The organism is Burkholderia sp. BCC1977 (assembly GCF_905339595.1).
Classification (GTDB): Bacteria; Pseudomonadota; Gammaproteobacteria; order Burkholderiales; family Burkholderiaceae; genus Burkholderia.
This window is the reverse complement of the sequence record NZ_CAJPGQ010000158.1, coordinates 1-735: the sequence shown is the minus strand read 5'-3', so window position 1 is coordinate 735 and position 735 is coordinate 1. Positions and strand designations below refer to the sequence as shown.

1 protein-coding gene is annotated in these 735 nt (G+C 65.3%); it reads right to left on the bottom strand.

From position 1 onward, the window contains the following. Positions 1-735: hypothetical protein (locus U5771_RS35245; RefSeq protein ID WP_322028193.1), on the bottom strand; the 735-nt coding region annotated here is incomplete at both ends.

The following is a 735-nucleotide window of genomic DNA, read 5'->3' as shown; positions in this document are numbered from 1 at the left end:
TCGCTGTCCACCTCGACCTCGACGGGCATCAGCTCGCTGTCGACCGGCCTGAGCTCGACCGATAGCTCGGTCGCTTCGCTGTCGACCTCCACGTCGACCGGTCTGTCATCGGCGACCAGCTCGATCAGCTCGCTGTCCACCTCGACCTCGACGGGTATCAGCTCGTTGTCGACCGGCCTGAGCTCGACTGACAGCTCTGTCGCCTCGCTGTCGACCTCCACGTCGACGGGTCTCTCGTCGGCGACCAGCTCGATCTCGTCGCTGTCCACCTCGACCTCGACGGGCATCAGCTCGCTGTCGACTGGTCTGAGCTCGACCGATAGCTCGGTGGCTTCGCTGTCGACCTCCACGTCGACGGGTTTGTCGTCGGCGACCAGCTCGATCTCGTCGCTGTCCACCTCGACCTCGACGGGTATCAGCTCGTTGTCGACCGGCCTGAGTTCGACTGACAGCTCGGTCGCCTCGCTCTCGACCTCCACGTCGACCGGCCTGTCCTCGGCAACCAGCTCGATCAGTTCGCTGTCCACCTCGACTTCGACCGGTATCAGCTCGCTGTCCACCGGCCTGAGCTCGACCGACAGCTCGGTCGCCTCCCTGTCGACTTCGACGTCGACCGGCCTCTCGTCGGCAACCAGCTCGATCAGCTCGCTGTCCACCTCGACCTCGACCGGCATCAGCTCGTTGTCCACCGGCCTGAGCTCGACCGACAGCTCGGTCGCCTCGCTGTCGACTTCG